This is a genomic window from Microbacterium suwonense, from assembly GCF_030296555.1.
In the GTDB taxonomy this organism is placed as follows: domain Bacteria; phylum Actinomycetota; class Actinomycetes; order Actinomycetales; family Microbacteriaceae; genus Microbacterium; species Microbacterium suwonense.
In genome coordinates this window covers 914,307-938,009 of sequence record NZ_AP027728.1, presented here as the reverse complement: position 1 = coordinate 938,009, position 23,703 = coordinate 914,307, and the positions used below count along the sequence as shown (strand labels likewise).

Below are 23,703 nucleotides of genomic sequence, written 5' to 3'. Positions count from 1 at the left end.
CGGCCTCGCGGGTTAGCCTACCGGCACTTCCCGCCGAGCAGGGCTCTCGCGCCGCGCACCCCGGTGCGCTCGGAGCGCGCGGAGCGCCGACAGAATGGCCACAAGGTCAACAATCTCTTGCAGCAGCGCTCCCACCACCGCCGGCAAATAGCCGAATGCGGCGACGAGCATCAAACCGACTGAGATGATGATGCCCATCCAGATCGACTGCAGGGCGATCTGCACCGTGCGCCGCGAGACATAGGCCACATCTGCCACTCGCGCGATGTCGTTCGAGGTGATCACCGCCGCTGCTGACTCGCTCGCGACCGTTGCACCCCTGCCCGCCATCGCAACACCGACGTCGGCGGCCGCCAGCACCGGGGCATCATTGATCCCATCGCCGACCATGAGTACGGGTCTCGGCCGCATCGCCTGCACAATCTGCACCTTGGTCTGGGGAGTGGTCTCAGCGTGCACCGTCTGAATGTCGACCGCGTGTGCGACAGACTCCGCGGTCGACGTGACATCACCGGTCACCATCGCGATCTCGGCTACGCCTGCTCGGCGAAGACGGGACACCGTGTCTGCAGACTGCTCACGAATCGGGTCGGACAAGATGATCACTCCGGCGAGCTCGTCACCGACCGATACGTAGACGGCCGTCTCCCCAGCTGAGAGTACGAGTCGATCGATCGGCCCGGTCACCTCTTCGATAAATGAGGGCTTGCCCACTCGCACCGAGGTGCCGTCTGCCAGGGAGGCGAGGACACCGTTTGTTGCCACCTCGTCGGCCGTCACCACTTCGGGAAGCTCAAGTTGCTGTGTGCGTGCCGATGCCACGATCGGATCGGCGAACACGTGCACGGAGTACTGCTCGGCGGCGGCCGCGAGCTGCAGCGTCTCGTCTACGGTGCGAGCAGCAGGGTGAATCTCGACGACGTCGGCTTTACCTTCGGTCAAGGTGCCGGTCTTGTCGAATGCGACTGCACGGACCCGGGCGAGCACCTCTAACACGCCACCGTCTTTGATGATGACGTTGAGCTTTGCCGCGGAACTCATCCCGCCCATGAACGCGACCGGGGTGGCGATGAGCAGCGGGCACGGCGTCGCCACGACGAGCACCTCGGCAAATCGCACCGGGTCCCCGCTGAGAAACCACGCGAAGCCCGCAATCAGCAATGACACAATGGTGAACGGCACCGCATAACGGTCGGCGAGTCGCACCATCGGTGCCCGGGAGTCCACGGCCTCCTCGACCAACCGTACGATCGAGGCGTAGTTCGAATCGGCTGCCACCTTCTGCGCGCGCATCGTGAAGCTCGTCGTGCTGTTGACCGTTCCAGAAAGCAGTGGGTCGCCCGCGTGGTAGTTCACCGGGATCGGTTCACCGGTCACGGATGATTCATCAATCGTCGCGTGATTCGATAGGAGCACCCCGTCGACGGGGAGGATCTCTGAGGAGCGCACCAGCAGTTCGTCGCCGACTTTCACCTCTTCGATCGCGATGCGTTCGACCTCACCTGTTACCGGGTGAATTCGACCCGCGAATGCTGGGGCTCGGTTCAACAGTTGGTCGAGTTCTCGGCTCGCGCGGCGAGCGGCGAGGTCTTCGAGTGCTTCCCCTCCGGTGAGCATCAACGCAATGATGAGCCCCGCGACATATTCCTGTACGGCGAGTGTCGCGATCATGGCGATGACCGCAAGAATGTCGAGCCCCCAATGCCCGCGCATCAGATCTTTGAACATGTCGATCGCGGTGATCACGATCACGATACCGAGCACCAAGTATGCGGTGACCCCGAGAGCCATCTCTGCGCCGGTCAACCAGAGCATAACCCCGGTCGCCAAACCGACGAGCACGAACATCATGAGCTTGCGGGTGCGAAGAAATTCCCCGCCGATGACATTGCGTGTGACACTTCCGAGGTACGTGGGGCGATGGTCTGGGCTGGCACGGTGCTGTTCTCAGTCTCTCTTCGTGAGGGTTGAGAGTGCGGTGAGCGCGGTCACATCAGTGATCGTGATCCGCCCCTGTTCCTGTTGTGAGATCACCCCGGTGTCGGTGAGTTTGCGAAGTTGCCGACTGAGGGACTCTGGTGTCGTGGACAGGAGCGAAGCGATGTCCTTCTTTGCGAGCGGCAGCGTCACGTAGATAGCTCCTCGCGGCCCTGGCGTCGCAGGGAGCGAGAGCAGGTAATCGGCGAGACGAGAGCTCACGTTTCCCGAGATGACAGAAGCCAGCCGCGCCTCAGTATCAGCCAAGCGCTGACTCACTCCTTGCAGCATGCGCAGCCCGATGCTCGGATGCTTCTCGACGAGACGCCCGAGATCGGCATGACGGAACACGCACAGTTCGGTATGCACGAGCGCTTCTGCCGCGTGATCAGGTCTGGCACCGGTGAGAAACGCGGACTCTCCGATGAAGTCACCCGGACCGAGGACCCGGATCACCTGCTCGTGCCCAGCCGCACTTGTGCGAGCGATCTTCACCTGACCGATGTGCACCACCATCAACTGGGACATATCCGAGCCTGCTGTATACGCCCGCTCGACAGCGTCTAATCGGACGGTACGTGCAAATCCCGCAACTTCCACTTGCTGCCCATGCGTGAGCCCTTGAAACAGTGGTACACGGGCCACGCAGAGATCATTTGCTGGATCAGCATCCACATCGGTTGAAACAGCCAACGGCATCCTTCCCTTCCCTTCTAGTATGGCGACTCGTGGCACAACACACGCGCTTCAGCTGAAGCCAGGGGTGGCGCGTGCAGTGATGTACGCGTGTGGCGTCCTCGGGTTCGAGCGCTGCCCGATCACCTCGAACCCGGCGTGGGTGAGGGCTTCGACCATTTTGTTCATCGGCCACCGGTATGCGGCGGCGATCGGATGGTCGAATGCCTCCAGCCGCGGCCCCGCGAAAAAGGACATCAGCAGCGATCCGCCGTCACCCAGCCGAGTGCGCAGTATTGCGAGCGCGTGTAGGAGCTCTTCTGAGCTCATGTGAATGGTCGAATACCAGGCGAGGATCCCGCCCCAGCGGGTCTCGCAACGGGCGAGATCTTCGATGGAATCGTGATGGAACACGACCGCGGGATGTCTGGTACGGGCTATTGTGATGAGGCGATCCGATGGTTCGAGCCCTTCCACCGTGTGTCCGAGGCGTGCGAGGTGACCGGTCCAACGCCCGGTACCCGCGCCGACATCGAGAATGGGGCCATCGACTGCCGCGGCCCACGGCTCGATGACCGCACGGTCAGGGTCATCCGGTGAGATCTCGGCGCCGAGAATGCCCTCGATATCAACCTCAGGCGACCCGTATGCATCGGCCACCCGGTTTATTGAGGTCACAGGATCAGACGTCCGTGCTGCTGTGAATGCGGCGTCCGTCGGTGCCTCAGGCCGCTGGGTCATGGTTCGATGATCACTTTGCCGGCAGTGTGCCCGGCCTCCACCATGGCGACGGCTTCCGCAGCCCGATCGAGACTGTATCGGTCCGTCACATGCGGGTCGACGAGACCGTACTGGGCGACGCCGGTGATCTTCTCGAGCCCTTCACGCGTGCGCACCACCGCTACGCCACCGAGTTGCTGCACGGTGGTCGGGTCTGCGGTACTGATGATGACGCTCGGGTCTTTGGCGACGACCGCGAGATCACGAAGCGCCTGCCCACCGACCAGGTCGATGAGCACATCAACACCCTCCGGCGCGATGGCACGCACCCGGTCAGCCGCACCATCCCCGGAGGCAACGAACGTCGCACCGGTCGACTCCACCAGTTCCTGCTTCGCGGCACTGGCCACACCGATGACCGTGAACTTGTGCACATTGCCGATCTGCGCCGCCATCAGCCCGACCCCACCTCCGGCGCCAAGAATCAGCATCGTCTGACCAGGTTCCAGCTCGATCTGATGCGTCACGTCATACGCAGTCGCCCCTGCGACAGGCAGTGCTGCAGCGTCAGCAAAGGAAAGCTCTTCGGGCTTCTGGACGGTTTGTGACGCATCCAACACCGTGTGCTTCGCGAACGTTCCCTGTCCTTTGGCCGCGAGGCCGAGCACCATGTCACCGACAGCGAAGTTCTCGACCTCTGCGCCTACGGCGGTGACGACACCGGAGGCCTCTCGGCCCATCGGTGCGGGAAGCGGCCAGTGGGAGCCCATCTGCCCGGCACGGATCTTCCAGTCAGCCGGGTTCACCCCGGCCGCTTTCACCTCGATTGCGAGCTCTCCAGGCCCAGGCGCCGGAGCGGGGCGTTCAACGAGTTCCTGCGTCTCGGGGCCGCCATAGGCGGTGAACACCAGCACTTTCGACATTATCGATTCCTCCTCATTCTCCACGTGAGCGGCACTTACGCGGTTGCCTGTGGTGGAGCGTCTTCGCCCGAAGCCTCTGCCGCATCAGCGAGTTCCTTCGTGGCATAGTCTGCGTCGATTGCGTGCTCCGGAGGTGAATAGACGGTGTAGAGCACCAAGGGCTCATCGCCAGTGTTGCGGAAGTTGTGGCGAGTACCGGCCGGGACAGCGCACAGGTCGCCGGCATCAACGGTGTGCGTCTCGCCGTCAAGGTCGGCCTCTCCGCTGCCTGACACAAAACTCAGCAACTGGTCGGTGGTGTCATGCACTTCGTCGCCGATCTCCCCGCCCACCGGAATCGTCATCGCGACGAGTTGGGAATGCTTTCCCGTCCAGAGCACCTGACGAAAATTCGTGTTTGCTTTCGCGACCTCGTCGATGATGAAGTGCTTCGCTTTCTCGCCGACGCTGAACTGGTTCTCACTCATGTGTGTGTTCCTTTCTTAAGATGGATGTTCGGATGAACTCTGGGCCGTGGCTGGTTCGACCGGGCGGCCTGTTTCATGTGCGGCTCGGGCGCGTTCACTCCTCGACAACGCAGTGGCTCCTTGGGTGTTGCGCAGCAGGCGCATCGCGTTGAGGATTACGATGAGCACCGATCCCTCGTGCACGAGCATGCCGATAGCCATCGTGACACCCCCTGCGAAGACCCCGACGACCAGCACGACAACGGTGATGAGCGCGATCCAGATGTTCTGGCGCATGACGTTCACGGTGCGTTTGGCGAGGCTGATTGCTTCGGGCAGTTTCAAGAGGTTGTCGCCCATCAAGGCAATGTCTGCCGTCTCCACGGCCACCGCTGAGCCCGCTGCACCCATGGCAACACCAATGTCGGCGGTCGCGAGGGCCGGGGCGTCGTTCACGCCGTCGCCCACCATCGCGACCGTGTGCCCCTCGCGCTGCAACCGCGCGACAGCGTCGAGCTTGTCCTCGGGTAGCAACGAAGCATGGATCTCATCGATGTCGACCGCCTCACCGATGGCTTCGGCGACAAGGCGCGTGTCTCCGGTGAGCATCACCACCTTCTGCACCCCGCCAGCGTGCAAGCGCCTGATCATCTCGGGGGCATCCTCGCGGATCGTATCTGCGACACCGATTACGCCAAGCACGCTCTCATCGACCGCGACAATCATCGGGGTCTTGCCTGCCGCCGCCAGTTTGTTCGCAGCCACAGCCGCCCCCGCGTCGTTCACGATCTCGTACTGTTCGAGCAGCGGCACGTTACCGATGAGTACCCGCTTGCCGTGAGCGTCGGCCACGATCCCCTTGCCCACGACCGGTGTGACCGATCCCGGAAGATCCTCGGGGGCCACTCCTTCTTCTCGTGCGGTGTCGAGGATCGGGCGGGCAAGTGGGTGCTCAGACCCTGCTTCTGCGGCGGCTGCCCAGCGAAGCACCTCGCGCCGATCCGCTCCAGGATTGAGCACAACGATGTCGGTGAGTACCGGGCGGCCCTCGGTGAGAGTCCCCGTCTTATCGACTGCGACGGCCGAGATCTTGGCCGAGGTTTCGAGGTACTCGCCGCCCTTGATGAGAATCCCGTTGCGGGCCGAGCGGCCGATTCCCGCTACGATCGCCACGGGAATCGAGATGACGAGCGCGCCCGGGCAACCGATCACGAGCAACGTGAGGCCGAGCACTACGTCACCAGAGATGAGGCCCGCCGCAAGCGCGAGTACCATCACCGCGGGCGTGTACCACTTCGAGAATCGGTCGATGAATGCCTGCGTTTTCGCTTTCGCATCCTGCGCTTCTTCGACACGGTGAATGATGCGCGCGAGCGTCGTGTCGGCTCCGATGCCGGTCGCCATGACCTGTATGAATCCGCCCCGCGAGATCGTGCCCGCAAACACGTGATCTGACTTCGTCTTTTCGACCGGGATCGACTCACCCGTGATCGATGCCTCGTCGATCGCTCCAGTGCCTGACACGACCTGCCCGTCGACGGGAACTTTCGCTCCGTTCTTTACTAGCACGATCTCGCCCATGCGCACCTGATGTGCGGCGATCTCGACCTGCTCACCGTCGCGCATCACGACTGCAACGTCGGGGGCCACCGCGACCAACTCAGCGAGCGCTGCACGGGTCTTGTTCATCGTGCCGGCTTCGAGAGCGTGACCGATCGCGAAGAGGAACGTCACGGCGGCAGCTTCCCAGAAGTTGCCGATGAGTGTCGCGCCGATCGCTGCAATCGATACGAGCAGGTCGATACTGATGAACTTTACGAGCAGTGCCCGGACGGCCTTCACGACGATTCCGTACCCCGCGACAATTGCTGCGGCGAGCATGAACGCGTTCGCAAGGGTAAACACATGACCAGAACCGTGGGCGTGTTCGCCAGCGTCGATCCACCATTGCGGACCGACCGTGACGTTCCAGCTGCCGCCGAAGAGCTTTTCGACGCCGAACGACACGAGAATGAGGAGGCCCGAGACAACGGGAATGAACCAGTTGCCATACCGCCACTTACGGAACGCGTTCACGAATGTGCCGCCTTTCGAATTGGTGAACTTAGTGCGTTAGGAGCCGTTTGGCTAGAACGCGGAGGCCTTCGACTTATAGCCGGCCTTATCGACAGCAGCAATGAGATCGTCGACGGAACTTCTTGTCTCATCGTGGTCGATCTCAACGCGACCCGAGGCGAAGTGCACCGTCACGTTCTCGACGCCATCGAGCTTGCCGACCTGCTTCTCGATCTTGGTCACGCACGACGGGCACGAGAAACCCTCGGCGCGCAGCAGAGTGTGGGTGGTGTCAGTAGCGTTCGCCATGATGAGTCCTTTCGCTTCACCCCGAAACGGGGATCGACCAGGAGGTTCCTGGCCTTCACGACCCAGACTATTGTGTTGACAGAGCCTCAGCCTTGACCTAGATCAAGTCGTGCTCGGAGCTCCTCTCTGTGGCTCACCAGCTACTTGGGTGCCGTGAGTCGCTTCTTGGTTGATCTGCTGGGCGCCATGAAGGTCTACAAGACCGAACTGATCCGTCAGCAAGGCCCTGGCGGACGGTCGAGCAGGTCGAGCTTGCGACCCTCGAATACGTGTGGTGGTGGAACCATGAGCGGCTCCACGGGGAATTCGATATGCGTACTCCGATCGAGGTCGAACAGGCGTACTACGCTGAAACCGAGACGCTTCTGTCACCGACCGGCTGACAGGGAAACCGGTCGGAACAAGAGCCAGGCCAATTCAATTGTGCCCAAAGAAGTCTGGTACCAGGTACAGGCCGTGCTCGACGCACACAAATCCGCGGCTGATGCCACGCAGGTGCATGACCACTACCTGAAAGGCACCGTCTACTGCGGTCAGTGCGGCGAGCGGCTGATCATCACGAACGCGAAGAACCGGCACGGCAACGTCTACCCGTACTTCGTGTGCTCGGGTAGGCACTCTGGCAAGACCGAGTGCACAAGGCAAGCCATGCTTATCGAAGATGTCGAGCGGCTCATCGAGAAGTACTACGAGATGATCGAAGTGTCACCCGGGATGCGGCAAGACCTCGCTGGAAAGATCCACGCAGACTTCGACCTGCTCATGGCGAACGAGACAAAAGAACTCTCGCGACTCACAAGCGAACGGGACCGGCTCGATGAAGAACGGATGAAGCTGTTGCAGGCCCACTATTCGGGTGCGGTTCCGATCGACCTGTTGAAGCAGGAACAGGATCGCATCGCAGATCAGATCGGAGACATTCAGCACCGAATCGAAGCGCATCACGATGAATATGCGTCAGCGAGAGCAAACCTCGACGACTCGCTCGGGCTGCTTGCCAACATCGTCAGCGTGTATGAGCGTGCCGATGACGCAAACCGGCGACTGTGCAATCAGGCGTTCTTCCACCGGATCTTCATCGAGGAAGACGGGGATGTCCGTGTCGAATACGAACGCCCCTTCGGTTCACTCTGCGATACCGAGGAGCAGATGAACGCTCTGAACTGGGCCGCGGAAGCGAAGAAGAAGGGAGAGGTTCAGACCGGACAAAGAGTGGTTACTCTTGTCGAGGGTTTGAACCTCTCCCATTTGGGGTGAGTAACGGGGCTTGAACCCGCGACCCCCGCGACCACAACGCGGTGCTCTACCAGCTGAGCTATACCCACCATGTGCCCGCCGCAGCAGGCAACTCCACGAGTCTATTACATGTTCGGGGTGAACTCCGAAACGACGCGTGCGGACACGCTGCGCGCCTCATCGGAGGTCGGTCCCGGCTCGGCGACGAACACCGCATCACGGTAGTACTGCAGCTCGCGGATCGACTCCAGGATGTCGGCGAGGGCTCGGTGACCGCCGTTCTTCTCCGGCGCCTGGAAGAACACTCGCGGGTACCAGCGTCGGGAGAGCTCCTTCACGCTGGAGACGTCGACGTTTCGGTAATGCAAGTACTGGTCGATGCGCTGCATGTACTTCGCGAGGAACATCCGGTCGGTGCCGATCGTGTTCCCCGCCAGCGGTGCCTTGCCTTCGAGGGGAACGAATCTCTTGATGTACTCGAGAGTCTTCTCCTCGGCCTCGGCGAGCGGCACCCCGTTCGGGATCTCCTCGATCAGACCGGAGGTGCGGTGCATGTTCGTCACGAATTCGTTCATGTTCGACAGCGCTGCGTCGCTCGGCTTGATCACGATCTGGAAGCCCGGATCCAGCGGTCGGAGCTCGAAGTCGGTGACGACGACGGCGATCTCAACCAGTTCGTCGACCGAGAGATCGAGTCCCGTCATCTCGCAGTCGATCCAGACGAGTCGATCATTCTCAGACGCAGAAACCATGCGTCGATCCTATCGAGGAGGCAGACACCCCCGCCGTTACACGGCCGTGAACGTCCCCCAGGCACGATTCGAACGTGCGACCGGCGACTTAGAAGATCGATGCTCTTCCGCTGAGCTACTGGGGGTCGGCCTCCATGTTACCCGGTGACGCGCATGTGGTTGCGTTCGCGGTGCAGCGCCTGCAGTTCCTTGAGACGCGCGCCTGTGCTGGGCATTGTGGTGGCTCCTTCAGTACCGTAGCGCGGCCACGGCATCGTCGGCTTCCCAGAACTCACCGACCAGAAGGAAGCGGCCAGATGCCAGCTGCAGACGCTCGGCACGGTAGCGGATGCCGAGCGGATCGGCGACGACGCGCAGATGCCCGCGGATCGTGCCGTGTGCGTCGACGACACGCCAGAGATGGTCGCCGGCGCGCTCGAGTCGTTCCGGCCCCTTCCGCAGGGCGGGAGTCTTCCAGCGCAGCGAGGGCAGTGTTTCGGACATCGTGTTCATGAGGACTCCTTTCCTTATTCGAACATAAGGACGGCCACCGACATCGGCTCCCGTAGAATCGAGCGCATGCCCGCAACCTCGCCGTACGCCGACCGACTGGGCGCGATTCCCGTAGAGCGACGCGAGGTGACGGTGCTGGGATCGCGCACCGCATACTGGGTCTACGGGTCGGATGACGAGACAGCCCCCACGCTGATCGCCGTCCACGGCTTCCGCGGCGAGCACCATGGACTGGAGCCCGTCGTGGCGTACCTGCCGGATGTGCGAGTGATCTCGCCCGATCTCCCCGGCTTCGGAGAGACCGCTCCGGTTCCCGGCCGGGAGCACGACCTGGGACTGTACTCCGGCTGGCTCTCGGAGTTCGCAGAGGCTGTGGCCCCGGATGCCGTCATCCTTGGTCACTCTTTCGGATCCATCGTCGCTGCAGCGGCGGTCGCGGGCGGGCTGCAGACACCCCGACTGATCTTGATCAACCCCATCGGCGCGCCAGCGCTGCAGGGGCCGAAGGGCGTTCTCACCCGGCTCGCCGTGCTTTACTACGCGCTCGGAGCACGGCTGCCCGAACGGCTCGGCACTGCACTGCTGCGCAATCCGCTCGTCGTCCGCATCATGAGCATCGCCATGGCCAAGACGAAGGATCCGGCGCTGCGGCGCTACATCCACGACCAGCACGACACCTATTTCTCCCGCTTCGCAGATCGCGATGTGCTGCACGACGCCTTCGTCACGAGCGTTTCCCACGACGTGCGGGCGTTCGCAGGGGTGATTGACACCCCGACACTGCTCATCGCGGCTCAGCGTGACGACATCACGCCGATCGAGGCCGAGCGGCGTCTGGCGATGATGTTCCCCGAGGCCCAGCTCGTCGAGATCGCCGACGTCGGGCACCTTATCCACTACGAGACGCCCGCCGAGGCGGCCGGTGCGATTCGGCGCTTCCTCAGGCTTCCCGCCGTGCGAGGCCGATGAGCCCTGCGACGCGGAACGGGATCACCTCTCCCATCGCGAGTGAGGTCTCGGTGCGCTCGACGCCCTCGATCGACAGGATCCGGGCGTCCGTGTCGAACAGGTGACGGGCGTCACGGCAGGCCACCCGAGCGAGCAGGTCGATCGAACCGCTCAGTCCGTGCGCCTGAACGATCTCCGGCACACGGGCGAGCTCCGCGATGATCCGCGGCAGCTCGGTCTGCCGCAGGCCGATGCTGATGAACGCCTGCAGCGGAAAGCCGAGCACCTCCATCGAGAACGAGCGTTCGTACGATTCGAATACGCCGGTCTGCTCCAGTCGCGCCATCCGGGCCTGGATCGTGTTGCGGGAGAGTCGCAGCCGTTCGGCCAGTGCCACGACCGTGGTGCGCGGATCCTCCGCGAGCGCCGTGAGCAGTTCGAGGTCGACGCGATCAAGAGAGGGCATAGTGCCACACGGTATCAGGGTCTTCGGGGCGGATTCTGCGCAACATGCTCAAGGCTCGCAGACATGCTTGAGCGACGTGTCAGGTCGACGTACCCTTCAGATAGGCCGACGAAGCCGTCGGAGCAGCCGTGCATGCCCCACAAGGGCCCCACGTCAGGAGGACGCCGATGTCACCGCATATCTCACCGATCACAGACACGCAGAGCGATCTCGAGCTCATCGAGCGCATCATCGCTCCGGACGGCACGCGGATGCCGAATCCACAGCTCGATCGCTATGTCGAGGACCTCGACTTCTCGCTGCTGCGAGATCTGCACCGGGACATGGTCGTGCTGCGGCGCATCGATGCCGAAGGCGTCGCGCTGCAGCGTCAGGGGCAGCTCGGGTTGTGGGCACCGTGCAACGGCCAGGAGGCTGCCCAGATCGGCACCGGCCGCGCGCTGGAGGCGCGCGACTTCGTGTTCCCGAGCTATCGCGAGACCGGCGTCATGTACAGCCGCGGCGCGCAACCGGGCGACTACGTGCGCATGTGGCGCGGCGAAGAGGGCGCGGCTTACGACCCCGCCGAACTGCGGATCGCACCGCTGCAGATCATCATCGGTGCGCAGACCCTGCATGCGGTCGGCTACGCCATGGGCATCCAGCACGACGGTGCGGATGAGGTGGCGGTCACTTACTTCGGCGATGGCGCCACCAGCCAGGGCGATGTCAACGAAGCGATGATCTTCGCCTCGTCGTACCGCGCGCCGGTGGTGTTCGTCTGTCAGAACAACCACTGGGCGATCTCGGAGCCGGTCGGGTTGCAGTCGCAGTTCCCCTCGCGGGCCGCGCCCCCGGCTTCGGCATCCCGAGCCTGCGCGTCGACGGCAATGACGTGGTCGCCTGCCTGGCCGCCATGCGCTGGGCGCTCGACCACGCGCGTTCCGGCAAGGGCCCCGCCTATCTCGAGGCGGTGACCTACCGGATGGGTCCGCACACCACCGCAGACGACCCCAAGCGCTACCGGGACGACGCCGAGCTGGAGCAGTGGCGACGACGTGACCCGATCACGCGTCTGGAAGCCCACCTGCGTGCGGCCGGTGAGCTGCCGCAGGAACACCTCGACGCCGTACAGGCGCAGGCCGACGAGATGGCACGGCAGATGCGCGCCACGTGCCTGGGAATGAAGACCCGGCCGGCGCTCGCGGTCTTCGACGGCGTCTATGCCGAGCCGCACTCCGGGCTGGAGCGGGAGCGCGACGAGTACGCCGCGTATCTGGCGACCTTCGAGGAGGCGTGAGATGACGCAGCTGACACTGGGCAAGGCGCTGAACGCCGGCCTGCGCCAGGCCATGCGGGACGACGACAAGGTCGTGCTGATGGGCGAGGACATCGGGAAGCTCGGCGGGGTCTTCCGGATCACCGACGGACTGCTCGACGAGTTCGGCGCGAAGCGCGTGATCGATACCCCGCTGGCGGAGTCCGGCATCGTCGGCACCGCCGTCGGTCTCGCGTTCCGCGGGTATCGTCCTGTGATCGAGATCCAGTTCGACGGCTTCATCTACCCGGGCTTCGATCAGATCGTGTCACAGGTCGCCAAGCTGCACTACCGCACCCAGGGCCGGGTGAAGATGCCCATCACCATCCGTGTGCCCTGGGCCGGCGGCATCGGCGCAGCCGAGCACCACTCGGAGTCTCCTGAGGCGTACTTCGTGCACACTGCGGGGCTGCGCGTGATCGCCGTGTCCAACCCGCAGGATGCCTATCGCTGCCTGCGCCAGGCCATTGCGAGCGACGACCCGGTGCTGTTCTTCGAGCCGAAGCGGCTGTACCACCACAAGGGAGAGGTGGACCTCGACGCGCCGCTCGCCGACGCTCCGCCCATGGGGCTGGCGCACGTCGTGCGCAGTGGGTCCGATGCCACGCTGATCACCTACGGGGCGATGGTGCGCACGGCGCTGGATGCGGCCGAAGCGGCGGAGGACGAAGGCATCTCGCTGGAGGTCATCGACCTGCGCTCCCTCTCGCCGGTGGACTACGAGACGGTGTCGGCATCCGTCCGCCGCACCGGCCGCGTCGTGGTCGCGCATGAGGCGTCGCGCGAGGCAGGGGTGGCCGCCGAGGTGATCGCCAGCATCACGGAGTTCTGCTTCGAGTACCTGGAGGCCGCACCGGTGCGCGTCACCGGGCACGACATCCCGTACCCGCCCGCGAAGCTGGAGAAGTTCCACCTGCCCGACCTGGATCGCATTCTGGATGCCGTCGACCGCGTACTGGATCGCCCGAACAGCGTCAGCGATCTGAGGGGAGTTCAGCTGTGATCACGGAGTTCCATCTTCCTGACCTCGGCGAGGGGCTCACCGAGGCCGAAGTGGTGCAGTGGCTGGTCAAGCCCGGCGACCCGGTGGCGCTCAACCAGACCGTCGCCGAGATGGAGACGGCCAAAGCGGTTGTCGAACTGCCCTCGCCATACGAGGGCACGGTATCGACGCTGCATGCCGAGGCGGGCGACACGGTCGCCGTGGGCGCTCCGCTGATCGCCTTCGACGTCGCCGGTGACGAGCCGGAGGGCGACGAGCCGGCATCGGATGCCGAGGAGAAGACCGAGCCGAACCTGGTCGGCTACGGTGCCGCTCCCGCCTCCAGTGGGCGTCCTGCGCGCAGGGCGCGACGCGGCACGGCGGCGACCTCCTCCGCCGCTGCGGCGGAGGCTGCGGTGATCGAAGCCGCCCCGCATGACGCGCTGCCGCCGAGCGAGGCCGAGCCGGTGACGGGGGAGAGGCCCCGCTCGACGCCTCCGGTGCGCGCTTACGCCAAGCGGCTCGGGGTGGATCTGGTGCTCGTGGCCGCCGAGGTGGGCGATCGTGTGATCACGCGATCCGATGTCGACGCCTATGCTGAGCGCATCGGCGCAACCGGCTCAGCGACCACGACTGCGAGCGGCGGTGAGACCACGGACGCACCGCGTACCGCATCCGCTCCTCCTGGCGGGGAGCGCGCGCAGACGCGGATCCCGATCAGGGGCGTGCGCAAGCACACCGCGCAGGCCATGGTGCGCAGCGCCTTCACCGCACCGCATGTCACCACCTTCCACACCGTCGACGTCACGGCGACCATGGACCTCATCGAGCAGCTGCGCGCCGACAAGGCACTGGCCGATCACCGCATCGGGCCGCTGGTGATGATCGCCAAGGCGGTGTGCCTGGCTCTCGGCCGCAATCCCTCGCTGAATGCGACCTGGGACGAAGACGCGGGCGAGATCGTCGAGAACCACTTCGTGGATCTCGGGATCGCAGCGGCCACCGAGCGTGGCCTGATCGTGCCGATCATCCGCGACGCGGAGAGGCTGTCGCTCACCGGGATGGCGGACGCGCTCACCCGGCTCACGCAGACGGCCCGGTCCGGGAAGACCAGCCCGGCCGAGCTCGCGGGCGGCACCTTCTCGATCACGAACATCGGCGTGTTCGGCATCGATGCGGGAACCCCGATCCTTCCGCCCGGGCAGTCGGGGATCCTCGCCGTCGGAGCCGTGCGTCGTCAGCCGTGGGAGTATCGGGGCGAGATCGCGCTGCGGCAGATGATGACGCTGAGCGTGTCGTTCGATCACCGGCTGGTCGACGGCGCCGAGGGCTCGCGTTTCCTGAAGGATGTCGCCGATCTGCTCGAGCAGCCCGGCCGCGCGATGCTGTACTGACCGGCTCTGCTGGCGACTCAGCTCTCGGCGAGCAGCGCCGCGAGCGCCATCGCCGAGAGCAGATGCGCGGTATCGACCCGTGCGCGTACCGCCGCGCTCGTGCTGTGCGGGGTGGAGTTCAGCAGGCCGAAGCACGCCTGCACACGCAGGCGCAGCGCATCGCGATCCTCGTCGACCAGCGTGGAGAGCGCGTCGATCCACAGCTCGATGTACGCTCGCTGCAGCCGGCGCACGTCGGATCGCCCTTCGTCGCTGAGGTGGGCCAGATCGCGGTCCTGTACGCGGATGACAGGAGCGTTGCCGATCGCGAACTCGACGTGGAAGGCCACGAGTGCCCGCATCCGCTCCACCCCAGGGTCGGTGCGGGATGCCACGTCCAGTCCGCCGGCGACGAGGCGCTCGCTCACGCCGATCAGCAGCGCACCCAGCAGCGCCTGCTTGCCGGCGAAATGACGGTACACGGCCGGACCTGAGACACCCACAGCCGACCCGATCTCCTCAAGGCTCACGCCCGAGTACCCTCGGGCGCCGAACAGCTCGGCGGCTGCGACGAGGATCGCATCGGTGCGTTCTGCCTTCGCCCGATCACGGGCCGTTCCTAGCGTTGTCATTTCGGTTAATCCTCGCTAACCTGAATTGTCGGGTTAGTGAACACTAACCAATCCGAAGCGAAATATCAGCTTCCCTGTGAGTCGAGGAGGACCCACGATGGCTCTCACCCAGCAGGAATTGGCCGATGAGCTGCGGGAGAACCTCGCAGAGGCCGCCCTCGGCGGCCCCGAGCGGTCACGGGAACGGCACGTATCGCGAGGCAAGATGCTGCCGCGCGATCGGGTCACCCGGCTGCTGGACGAGGGGAGCCCCTTCATCGAGATCGCCCCGCTCGCCGCATCCGGCATGTACGGCGGCGCCGCCCCGGGGGCGGGGGTGATCGCCGGGATCGGGCTGGTGCACGGACGCCACGTGATGGTCGTCTGCAACGATCCGACCGTCAAGGGCGGCACGTACTTTCCGCTGACGGTCAAGAAGCACCTGCGTGCGCAGGAGATCGCGCTGGAGAACCGCCTTCCCTGTCTGTACCTCGTCGACTCCGGAGGCGCGTTCCTGCCCATGCAGGACGAGGTCTTTCCCGATCGCGACCACTTCGGCCGGATCTTCTACAACCAGGCGCGCATGTCGGCCGAGGGCATCCCGCAGCTCGCCGCCGTGCTCGGCTCCTGCACCGCGGGCGGCGCCTACGTGCCGGCGATGAGCGATGAGACGGTGATTGTCCGCAATCAGGGCACGATCTTCCTCGGCGGCCCGCCGCTGGTGAAAGCGGCGATCGGAGAGGTGGTCACCGCCGAGGAGCTCGGCGGGGAGAGCTGCACGCGCGCCGCTCGGGTGTTGTCGACCACCTCGCCGAAGACGACGAGCACGCTCTCGAGATCCTGCGCGACATCGTCGCGACCCTGCCGCGGCCCGCAGCGCCCGCCTGGCAGGTGACGGCTTCGCGCCCGCCCGCGCAGACCGGGAGCCTCTACGACGTCGTCCCGGTCGATGTGAACGCCGCGTACGACGTGCACGAGGTGATCGACCGGCTCATCGATGCCGACAGCTTCTCGGAGTTCAAACGCGAATACGGCACGACGCTGGTCACGGGCTTCGCCGTGCTGCACGGACATCCGATCGGCATCGTCGCCAACAACGGCGTGCTGTTCAGCGAGTCCGCGCTCAAGGGCGCCCACTTCATCGAGCTGTGCGACCAGCGCGGCATCCCGCTGCTGTTCCTGCAGAACATCACCGGCTTCATGGTCGGGACGGATGCCGAGGCCGGCGGGATCGCGAAAGACGGCGCGAAGATGGTCACCGCTGTGGCGACCACGCGCGTCCCGAAGCTGACCGTGCTCATCGGCGGCTCCTTCGGCGCGGGCAACTACTCCATGTGCGGCCGCGCGTACTCGCCGCACTTCCTGTGGAGCTGGCCCGCGAGCAGGATCTCGGTCATGGGAGGCACTCAGGCGGCATCCGTGCTGGCGACCGTGAAGGAGGACCAGCTCGCGGCGCGGGATGAGTCCTGGACGCCGCAGGAGCGTGCCGAGTTCGAAGAGCCGATCCGCGCGCAGTACGAGCAGCAGGGCGAGCCGTACTATGCCACCGCACGGCTCTGGGACGACGGCATCGTCGACCCCGACCAGACCCGCGATCTGCTCGGCCTCGCTCTCGACGTGATCTCCCGCAGACCCCTCCCCGAACCCCGCTTCGGCCTCTTCCGGATGTGATGCAGATGAAGATGTTCGACACCGTGCTCGTCGCCAATCGCGGCGAGATCGCCCGCCGCATCATCCGCACGCTTCACGCCCTCGGCATCCGCAGCGTGGCCGTCTACAGCGATGCGGATGCCGACGCACCGCATGTGCACGAGGCCGATGAGGCCGTGCACATCGGCGCGGCGCCCGCCGCCGACTCGTACCTGCGGGTGGATGCCATCATCGAGGCGGCCCGCCGGACCGGTGCCCAGGCCATCCACCCAGGCTACGGGTTCCTCTCCGAGAGCGTCGCGCTCGCGCGGGCCTGCGCCGAAGCCGGGATCGTGTTCGTCGGCCCCGGCACCCGGGCACTGGAGATCATGGGCGACAAGGCGCGGGCGCGCGACCACGTCGCCGGGCACGGCGTCCCGGTGGTGCCCGGCTTCAATGCCGCGGACGGGGACGACGAGCAGATCCGCGCGCAGGCCGACGCGGTCGGCTATCCGCTGCTGGTCAAGCCCAGCGCCGGCGGCGGAGGCAAGGGCATGGAGGTCGTGCGCTCGGGTGCGGAACTGCAGGCGGCGCTGCAGACGGCGCGGCGTGTGGCGACAGCCGCGTTCGGCGACGACTCGCTGGTGCTCGAGAGGCTCGTGCAGCGCCCCCGGCACATCGAGGTCCAGGTGTTCGGAGACACGCACGGCACAGTCATCGCGCTGGGGGAGCGGGAGTGCACCCTGCAGCGCCGGCACCAGAAGGTGATCGAGGAGGCTCCCGCCGCGAACCTTCCGGAGGGCGTGCGCGAGCGCCTGCTGCAGGCGGCCGTCGCGGCGGCACAGAGCGTCGAGTACGTCGGTGCGGGAACCGTCGAGTTCCTCGTGGAAGCCGACTCCGTCGACGACTTCTTCTTCATCGAGATGAACACCCGGCTGCAGGTCGAGCACCCGGTGACCGAGGAGGTGACCCGGCTGGATCTGGTCGCCCTCCAGCTGCAGGTCGCGGCGGGGGTGCGCTGCCCGATCCGCCGCAGGTGCGCGGACATGCCGTGGAGGCACGGGTGTACGCCGAGTCGCCCGAGCGCGGCTTCCTGCCCTCGACCGGGCGCGTGCTGCGTTTCGACGCCCCCCGTGGCGTGCGCGTGGACGCCGCCGTGCAGAGCGGGTCGGAGGTCACCGGGTTCTACGACCCGATGATCGCCAAGATCATCGCCTTCGGGCCCGACCGCGAGACCGCACTGCATCGGCTGGACGATGCGCTGGCCCGCACCGTCGTACTGGGTGTCGACACCAACCTCGCCTTCCTGCGCAGCCTCTGCGGCCAGGAGCGCGTCATCGCGGGCGATCTGGACACCGGACTGATCGAGACCATGCTGCCGATGGCCGCGCCGCAGCCATCTGAGCGGATGCTGGCCGCAGCCGCAGCGACTACACCCGCACAGGAGGGCCCCCGGGTGGGAGAAGCCTGGCACACGCTGCCGGGCTGGCGTCTGGGCGGCTCCTCCGTCATGACATCCACGGCGTTCCTCACCGACGATGACGAGGTCGTGCAGATCGGGCTGGCAGCGGCGAATGAGACCGCGCCGGCAGTGACGGCGCCGGGCGAGACCGCGCTGGGTGGTACGGCGGCCGCGATCGACAGGGACGGTGCCGTGTGGGTGTCGGAGCAGGGCGTGACGATGCGGCTGCGTCCGCTGTCACGGCGTGCGCGCATGCAGCGCCGGCTCGATGCGCGCGCCACAGCCGCCGGACCGCGCGACCCCGAGGGGCGAGCACCGATGCCCGGCTCCGTGGTCGCGGTGCATGTCGCCGAGGGCGACACCGTGCGCGAAGGGGAGCCGCTCGTGTCGATCGAGGCGATGAAGATGGAGCATCCGGTGCTCGCGCCGCACGACGGCACGGTGCATCTGCTGGTCGCACTCGGCGACCAGGTGCGGCGCGACCAACCCGTCGCCCGCGTCAGCGAACAGGAGGAAGCATGACCGACGACCTCAGCAGCATCGGCCTCGACGAGGACCAGCGTGAACTCGCAAGCCTCGTGCGCGAGTTCGCCGAGCAGGTGGTGGCGCCCCAGGCGTACGAGGCTTACCGCTCGCACACCCTGAACCTGGATGTGGTGCGTCAGATGGGCGAGCTCGGTCTGTTCGGGCTGCCCTTCCCGGAGGAGTACGGCGGGCAGGGGGTGACTACCTCGCCCTGGGCCTCGCGATCGAGGCCCTCGCACGGGTCGATCAGTCCATTGCGATCACCCTGGAGGCAGGAGTGAGCCTGGGGGCGATGCCGATCCACAGGTTCGGCACCGAGGAGCAGAAGCAGGAGTACCTGCCGTCGCTGCTGAGCGGCGAGCACCTCGCCGGATTCGGGCTGACCGAACCCGAGGCCGGAAGCGATGCCGGCGCCACCCGTACCACCGCGCACCTGGATGGCGAGGAGTGGGTGATCGATGGCACCAAGCAGTTCATCACCAACTCCGGAACCGACATCACACGGTTCGTCACGGTGACCGCCGTCACGGGCCAGCGTGAAGGACGCAAGGAGATCTCCACCATCATCGTGCCCAACGGCACGCCCGGGTTCACCGTGGAGCCCGCCTACGACAAGGTGGGCTGGAACGCCTCAGACACGCATCCGCTCACCCTGCAGGGCGTACGGGTACCGAAGGGGAACCTGCTCGGCGAACGCGGCAGCGGCTTCCGCAGCTTCCTGAGCATCCTCGACGAGGGACGCATCGCCATCTCGGCCCTCGCGACCGGCGCGGCGGAGGGATGCCTGGAGGCCGCCGTCGACTATGCGCAGCAGCGCACGGTGTTCGGCGCCGCGCTGAGCACCCGTCAGAACGCGCAGTTCACCCTGGCGCGCATGCGCGCCCGCGTCCACACGGCACGGCTCGCGTGGCACCACGCAGCGCGTCTGCGCGATGCAGGCAGGCCGTTCGCCGAGGAGGCCGCGATCGCCAAGCTCGTCTCCGGCGAAGCGGCGATGGACAACGCCCGCGACGCCACGCAGATCTTCGGTGGCAACGGGTTCATGAACGAGTACGCCGTCGGCAGGCACTACCGCGACTCGAAGATCCTCGAGATCGGCGAGGGCACCACCGAGGTGCAGCTGCTGGTGATCGCACGCTCGCTGGGTCTTGCAGGCTAAGGTGCGATCATGACCGACATCCTCCAGCGCGGGCTGTACTTCGAGGAGTTCGAGCTCGGCGCGCGGTATCTGCACCGTCCCGGACGTACCGCTACCGAGGCCGATAATGTGCTGTTCACCACGCTCACTATGAACGCGCAGGCGCTGCACCTGGATGCTGCGTACGCCGACGGACAGGAGCCCTTCGGGCAGCGCCTGATGAACTCGATGTGGACGCTGTCGACCATGGTCGGCTCCTCGGTGGCGCAGCTGACGCAGGGCACGCTTGTCGCCCAGCTGGGTCTCAGCGACATCTCTTTTCCGCATCCGGTGTTCCACGGCGATACGCTCTACACCGAGAGCGTGATCACCGACAAGCGGCTGTCCGCGTCGCGACCGGGGCAGGGGATCTGCACGATCGCGCACACCGGTCGCAACCAAGACGGGGTGGTGGTCGCGACAGCCACACGCGTCGCGCTGATGCGATGTATGCCGGAAGGGGAATGATGGATTTCGCGCTCGGACCCGCACTGCTGTTCTGCCCCGCCGACCGCCCCGAACGCTTCGCCGGCGCAGTCGCCAAGGCCGACGCCGTCATCGTCGACCTCGAGGACGCGGTGCTGCCCGCCGCGAAGTCACAGGCCAGGGAGAATCTGCTCACTGCAGACCTCGACCCCGCCCGCGTGATCGTCCGGGTGAACGACCCGGCGTCGGCGGAGTTCACCGCCGATCTCGATGCGGTGGCGCGCACGCCGTTCCGCACGGTCATGGTCGCCAAGACCGAGCACGCCGGCTCGCTGGACGTCTTCGACGAGATCTACGACCTGATCGCACTGTGCGAGACCGCTGCAGGTGTGCTGCACGCGGCGCAGATCGCCGCCCATCCTCGGGTGGCGGCACTGATGTGGGGCGCCGAGGACCTCGTCGCGTCGATCGGCGGCACGGCGAGTCGGTTCCCGGATGGTCGGTATCGGGACCTCGCCCGGCAGGCCCGTGCATCCGTCCTCCTTGCCGCCGCCGCGCACGGAAAGGTGGCCATCGATGCCGTACACCTCGACATCGACGACGAGGAGGGGCTGGCGGCCGAGGCCGAGGATGCTGCGGCATCCGGCTTCGTTGCGACAGCCTGCATCCATCCGAAGCAGGTCGCGGCCATCCGCGCGGCGTACCGACCTTCCGCGGAGATGGTGAACTGGGCGCGAGAGGTTCTGGCCGCCGCAGAAGGCGAGCGGGGTGTGTTCCGCTACGACGGGCGGATGGTCGACGAGCCGGTGCTGCGGCATGCCAGAGCGGTGCTCGCCAGGGCGTGAGCCGTACCGCTGACGCGCGCGTCAGCTCGTGATCGACTCGAGCAGGCGCAGCGTGCCGCGCTCAGCGAGGAAGCGGTGCACCGACCCGTTGCGCAGCGCCTCGCCCTCGCGCGGCAGCGTTCCGCCCGAGGCATGCAGCAGCAGGGCGCGGATGACGCCGCCGTGTGTGACCACGACGATCGACTCGGCGTTCGGTGTGGAGCGCCGGCGGGCTTCACGCGCGATGCGGTCGAGGGCGTCCAGCGCGCGGTCGCGCACCTGCTCGAGAGTCTCCGCACCGGGCACCTCGGAGTGCCAGCCGCCGTACCGGGTGATGTACTCGTCGACCTCGATGCCTTCGGCGACGCCGAACTCCCGCTCCCGCATACCGCGGGTGATCGCCGGTGCCGGCAGGCCCAGGTGCGTGGCGATGATGCTCGCGGTCTCCCGTGCGCGCACCAGCGGACTGGCATAGACGGCGTGGTGCGTGCTGCCTTCCAGGGCCTGTGCGGCGACCAGCGCGTCTGAGCGCCCGGTGTCGTTCAGGGGGATGTCGGTGGCACCCTGGATGCGTCGCGCCAGGTTCCAATCGGTCTGGCCGTGGCGCACGAGAGAGATGAGTGTCACAGCTCGAGCCTACGCGAGCAGATCTGCGAGACCGCTCAGCACGGGTGAGGTGCCGCCGGCGATCACGGTGTCGGCCCACGCATCCGCCCGCGTGGGCTCGTGGTTGACGATCACGAGAGGGATACCGCCGCGGCGTGCGCGCTCGATGATGCGGATGCCGGAGTTCACTGCGAGCGAGGTTCCCGCGACGAGGAGCGCGTCGGCGGCATTCACGACGGATTCCGCGGCGCGGAATCGCGCGGCCGGGACGAACTCCCCGAAGAACACCACCTCGGGTTTGAGCATGCCTCCGCAGAGTGTGCACACCGGGATGACGAACCCCTCGATGCTCGCTGGGGTCACGTCTCCATCCGGGTTCAGCTTGATGCTCTCGGGCGAGCGCACCCACGGATTCAGCTCCTCGAGCCGCTCGGCGACCGCACGCCGGTCGAACACCTGCCCGCAGTGCAGACAGAGCACCCGGTGCATCGTGCCATGGATCTCGACGACGCGAGTGCTGCCGGCGCGAAGATGCAGTCCGTCCACGTTCTGCGTGACGATGCCGTGCACGCTTCCGGCGCGTTCGAGGCGTGCCAGGGCGAGATGACCGTCGTTGGGGGCGGGGAGGTGAAGGCTCGCCACCCGAGATGGCCGCCCAGCCAGTAGCGCCGGCGTGCGGCCTCGTCGGCGAGGTAGGTCTGAATGGTCATCGGATTCGCGCGGGTCTGCGCGCCGACGCCGCGGTAGGCGGGGATTCCGGAATCGGTGGAGATTCCGGCACCGGTGAGAACGGCCACGCGGCGTCCGTCGAGCAGCGCCGCCGCACGTTCGAGTCCGCCGCGCAGGTCACGACCCTGATCGGATGTGTCGCCCCCGCTGTAACCCCGCACGATCCGCAGTCTATGACGTTCCGGCTCGTCCAGCCGGTGCCGTACCTGTCAGAGTGGATGGCATGCACGTGCAGCGCGTCGAAGACGCATCCGATCCACGTCTGGACGATTACCGATCGCTGACCGATACGACGTTGCGCCGCAGGACGGAGCCGGTCGGCGGACTGTACATGGCGGAGTCGGCGAAGGTCATCGCGCGTGCTGTGCAGGCCGGGCACCGCCCGCGCTCGGTGCTCACCCAGGAGAAGTGGTTGGATGCCGTGCAGCAGGCTCTCGGCGGGGTGCCGGCGCCCGTGTACGTGGCATCCGCGGAGATCGCCGAACAGGTCACCGGCTTCGCCATTCATCGCGGACCGCTGGCCGCGATGCATCGCCCGGCGGAGCCTGCGCTCACAGACGTGCTTCGCGGCGCACGCCTGGTGCTGATCCTCGAGGACATCACCGATCACACCAATGTCGGAGCGGCATTCCGGGCGGCGGCGGGCCTCGGCGCCGACGCCGTGCTGGTCACCCCGCGCTGCGCGGATCCGCTGTACCGCCGCAGTGTGCGGGTGAGCATGGGAACGGTGTTCCAGGTGCCGTGGACGAGGATCGGGGAGTGGGCGGATGCCGGCCCGGCGCTGCGCGGACTCGGCTTCGAGCTCGCGGCCCTCGCCCTCAGCGACGGGGCGATCGCACTGGACGCCTACGCCGCAGCCCGACCGGAGCGCGTCGCCGTGCTGATGGGAACCGAGGGAGACGGTCTGACCTCGCAGGCCATCGCGGCCGCGGACAGCGTCGTGACCATTCCGATGCGCGGCGGAGTCGATTCGCTGAACGTGGCATCCGCAGCGGCCGTCGCCCTGTGGGCGCTGACCCGCGACGGAGTTCTCGACCGCTGAGCGAGCCGGACGCGATCGAGC

Annotated in this window: 20 protein-coding genes, 2 tRNA genes and 5 pseudogenes; 12 read left to right on the top strand and 15 right to left on the bottom strand. The window is 66.2% G+C overall.

What is annotated here, in order from left to right:
• Window positions 1–12: 12 nt before the first annotated feature.
• The 7 genes from QUE33_RS04735 to QUE33_RS04705 form a co-directional block, all read right to left on the bottom strand.
• Complete coding sequence (locus QUE33_RS04735) at window positions 13–1,851, bottom strand: heavy metal translocating P-type ATPase (protein ID WP_286302218.1); 1,839 nt, start codon at window positions 1,849–1,851, stop codon at window positions 13–15.
• Between the two features lie 96 nt (window positions 1,852–1,947).
• A complete protein-coding gene (locus tag QUE33_RS04730) occupies window positions 1,948–2,676 on the bottom strand; it encodes a Crp/Fnr family transcriptional regulator (RefSeq protein ID WP_286302217.1) in 729 nt (242 codons plus the stop codon).
• Window positions 2,677–2,724: 48 nt separating this feature from the next.
• Window positions 2,725–3,393, bottom strand: a complete 669-nt coding sequence (locus tag QUE33_RS04725) for a class I SAM-dependent methyltransferase (RefSeq protein ID WP_286302216.1) — start codon at window positions 3,391–3,393, stop codon at window positions 2,725–2,727.
• Window positions 3,390–4,295, bottom strand: coding sequence for an NADP-dependent oxidoreductase (locus QUE33_RS04720; RefSeq protein WP_286302215.1), 906 nt, complete (start codon window positions 4,293–4,295; stop codon window positions 3,390–3,392). The genes QUE33_RS04725 and QUE33_RS04720 overlap by 4 nt, the downstream gene beginning before the upstream one ends.
• A gap of 35 nt (window positions 4,296–4,330) precedes the next feature.
• A complete protein-coding gene (locus QUE33_RS04715) occupies window positions 4,331–4,762 on the bottom strand; it encodes a cupin domain-containing protein (RefSeq protein ID WP_286302214.1) in 432 nt (143 codons plus the stop codon).
• Between the two features lie 15 nt (window positions 4,763–4,777).
• Window positions 4,778–6,817: a heavy metal translocating P-type ATPase gene (locus tag QUE33_RS04710; protein WP_286302213.1), complete on the bottom strand. Its 2,040-nt coding sequence runs from the start codon at window positions 6,815–6,817 to the stop codon at window positions 4,778–4,780.
• Between the two features lie 51 nt (window positions 6,818–6,868).
• A complete protein-coding gene (locus tag QUE33_RS04705; protein WP_017791819.1) occupies window positions 6,869–7,105 on the bottom strand; it encodes a heavy-metal-associated domain-containing protein in 237 nt (78 codons plus the stop codon).
• Between the two features lie 269 nt (window positions 7,106–7,374).
• Between QUE33_RS04705 and QUE33_RS16360 the strand changes: the two genes are divergently transcribed.
• Both QUE33_RS16360 and QUE33_RS04695 read left to right on the top strand, forming a co-directional pair.
• Complete coding sequence (locus tag QUE33_RS16360; protein ID WP_434019614.1) at window positions 7,375–7,488, top strand: hypothetical protein; 114 nt, start codon at window positions 7,375–7,377, stop codon at window positions 7,486–7,488.
• A 40-nt stretch (window positions 7,489–7,528) separates the two neighbouring features.
• Entirely contained in the window at window positions 7,529–8,362 is an 834-nt protein-coding gene (locus QUE33_RS04695) for a recombinase zinc ribbon domain-containing protein (RefSeq protein WP_286302207.1), read from the top strand.
• Here QUE33_RS04695 and QUE33_RS04690 read toward each other — a convergent pair.
• The 4 genes from QUE33_RS04690 to QUE33_RS04675 form a co-directional block, all read right to left on the bottom strand.
• A tRNA-His gene (locus tag QUE33_RS04690) sits at window positions 8,355–8,430 on the bottom strand. The genes QUE33_RS04695 and QUE33_RS04690 overlap by 8 nt on opposite strands.
• Before the next feature lie 36 nt (window positions 8,431–8,466).
• Window positions 8,467–9,093, bottom strand: coding sequence for an oligoribonuclease (gene orn, locus QUE33_RS04685; RefSeq protein WP_286302205.1), 627 nt, complete (start codon window positions 9,091–9,093; stop codon window positions 8,467–8,469).
• 53 nt (window positions 9,094–9,146) lie between these two features.
• Window positions 9,147–9,218: transfer RNA gene (locus QUE33_RS04680), tRNA-Arg, on the bottom strand.
• Window positions 9,219–9,321: 103 nt separating this feature from the next.
• Window positions 9,322–9,585: a hypothetical protein gene (locus QUE33_RS04675; RefSeq protein WP_286302204.1), complete on the bottom strand. Its 264-nt coding sequence runs from the start codon at window positions 9,583–9,585 to the stop codon at window positions 9,322–9,324.
• Window positions 9,586–9,651: 66 nt separating this feature from the next.
• Here QUE33_RS04675 and QUE33_RS04670 point away from each other — a divergent pair, with 66 nt between their 5' ends.
• Window positions 9,652–10,554 carry an alpha/beta fold hydrolase gene (locus QUE33_RS04670; RefSeq protein ID WP_286302202.1) on the top strand — a complete coding sequence of 301 codons (903 nt, stop codon included), beginning with the start codon at window positions 9,652–9,654 and terminating at the stop codon, window positions 10,552–10,554.
• Here QUE33_RS04670 and QUE33_RS04665 read toward each other — a convergent pair.
• The gene (locus tag QUE33_RS04665) at window positions 10,526–10,999 is read right to left on the bottom strand and encodes an Lrp/AsnC family transcriptional regulator (RefSeq protein WP_286302201.1); all 474 of its coding nucleotides are present in this window, start codon (window positions 10,997–10,999) and stop codon (window positions 10,526–10,528) included. The genes QUE33_RS04670 and QUE33_RS04665 overlap by 29 nt on opposite strands.
• Window positions 11,000–11,166: 167 nt before the next feature.
• Here QUE33_RS04665 and pdhA point away from each other — a divergent pair.
• The 3 genes and pseudogenes from pdhA (at window position 11,167) to QUE33_RS04650 (ending at window position 14,672) form a co-directional block, all read left to right on the top strand.
• Window positions 11,167–12,278, top strand: a pseudogene (gene pdhA / locus QUE33_RS04660) (pyruvate dehydrogenase (acetyl-transferring) E1 component subunit alpha).
• Between the two features lies 1 nt (window position 12,279).
• Entirely contained in the window at window positions 12,280–13,299 is a 1,020-nt protein-coding gene (locus QUE33_RS04655) for an alpha-ketoacid dehydrogenase subunit beta (protein ID WP_286302200.1), read from the top strand.
• Window positions 13,296–14,672, top strand: a complete 1,377-nt coding sequence (locus QUE33_RS04650; RefSeq protein ID WP_286302199.1) for a dihydrolipoamide acetyltransferase family protein — start codon at window positions 13,296–13,298, stop codon at window positions 14,670–14,672. Before QUE33_RS04655 ends, QUE33_RS04650 begins: the two co-directional genes overlap by 4 nt.
• Window positions 14,673–14,689: 17 nt before the next feature.
• On the opposite strand, the gene QUE33_RS04645 is transcribed toward QUE33_RS04650, so the two are convergent.
• Complete coding sequence (locus tag QUE33_RS04645; RefSeq protein WP_286302198.1) at window positions 14,690–15,283, bottom strand: TetR/AcrR family transcriptional regulator; 594 nt, start codon at window positions 15,281–15,283, stop codon at window positions 14,690–14,692.
• 97 nt (window positions 15,284–15,380) lie between these two features.
• Between QUE33_RS04645 and QUE33_RS04640 the strand changes: the two are divergent.
• From QUE33_RS04640 to QUE33_RS04620, 5 genes and pseudogenes are all read left to right on the top strand, one after another.
• Window positions 15,381–16,933: pseudogene (locus QUE33_RS04640) on the top strand (carboxyl transferase domain-containing protein).
• Window positions 16,933–18,875 (top strand): annotated as a pseudogene (locus tag QUE33_RS16355) (acetyl/propionyl/methylcrotonyl-CoA carboxylase subunit alpha). The pseudogenes QUE33_RS04640 and QUE33_RS16355 overlap by 1 nt, the downstream one beginning before the upstream one ends.
• A pseudogene (locus QUE33_RS04630) lies at window positions 18,872–20,037 on the top strand (acyl-CoA dehydrogenase family protein). The pseudogenes QUE33_RS16355 and QUE33_RS04630 overlap by 4 nt, the downstream one beginning before the upstream one ends.
• A 9-nt stretch (window positions 20,038–20,046) precedes the next feature.
• Complete coding sequence (locus QUE33_RS04625; protein WP_286302197.1) at window positions 20,047–20,523, top strand: MaoC family dehydratase; 477 nt, start codon at window positions 20,047–20,049, stop codon at window positions 20,521–20,523.
• Entirely contained in the window at window positions 20,523–21,326 is an 804-nt protein-coding gene (locus QUE33_RS04620) for an HpcH/HpaI aldolase/citrate lyase family protein (RefSeq protein WP_286303057.1), read from the top strand. The genes QUE33_RS04625 and QUE33_RS04620 overlap by 1 nt, the downstream gene beginning before the upstream one ends.
• Window positions 21,327–21,347: 21 nt before the next feature.
• On the opposite strand, the gene QUE33_RS04615 is transcribed toward QUE33_RS04620, so the two are convergent.
• Both QUE33_RS04615 and QUE33_RS04610 read right to left on the bottom strand, forming a co-directional pair.
• A complete protein-coding gene (locus QUE33_RS04615) occupies window positions 21,348–21,932 on the bottom strand; it encodes a histidine phosphatase family protein (protein ID WP_286302196.1) in 585 nt (194 codons plus the stop codon).
• A 9-nt stretch (window positions 21,933–21,941) separates the two neighbouring features.
• Window positions 21,942–22,756: pseudogene (locus QUE33_RS04610) on the bottom strand (Sir2 family NAD-dependent protein deacetylase).
• 107 nt (window positions 22,757–22,863) lie between these two features.
• Between QUE33_RS04610 and QUE33_RS04605 the strand changes: the two are divergent.
• Complete coding sequence (locus tag QUE33_RS04605; protein ID WP_286302195.1) at window positions 22,864–23,682, top strand: TrmH family RNA methyltransferase; 819 nt, start codon at window positions 22,864–22,866, stop codon at window positions 23,680–23,682.
• The last annotated feature ends 21 nt before the right edge of the window (window positions 23,683–23,703 follow it).